Origin of the sequence: Robertmurraya sp. DFI.2.37 (genome assembly GCF_029211245.1) — a bacterium.
In the GTDB taxonomy this organism is placed as follows: Bacteria; Bacillota; Bacilli; order Bacillales; family Cytobacillaceae; genus Robertmurraya; species Robertmurraya methanolica_A.
In genome coordinates this window covers 1-306 of sequence record NZ_JARGEJ010000570.1, presented here as the reverse complement: position 1 = coordinate 306, position 306 = coordinate 1, and the positions used below count along the sequence as shown (strand labels likewise).

Here is a 306-nt window from a genome sequence, read left to right as displayed (position 1 = left end):
GGAGGCTTAATTGCCAGTTATTTAGCGGTTCATTATCCTATTGAGAAATTAATTCTATTTAGTGCAGCTGCCTATTATGTAAATCCAAAGCAATTGCTTGTGGATGTATCTGAAATGGTAAAGGATACATTAAAGGGGCGCTTAAAGGAGAATGAGCTATTCATTAGGTATTCTAGAAAATAAAAGGAAACGCCTATTGCCGCTACCCTCCAATTTAGAAAGCTTGTCGCTACAATCAAACCTTTGATCAATCGGGTGACCATCCCGACTTTGATTGCTCAAGGGGAGAGTGATGGCGTCGTCCCG

General features: G+C 40.8%; 1 pseudogene. It reads left to right on the top strand.

The window, feature by feature from the left end:
• Positions 1–183, top strand: a pseudogene (locus PZE06_RS29760) (carboxylesterase); the annotation flags it as partial.
• Positions 184–306: the final 123 nt, after the last annotated feature.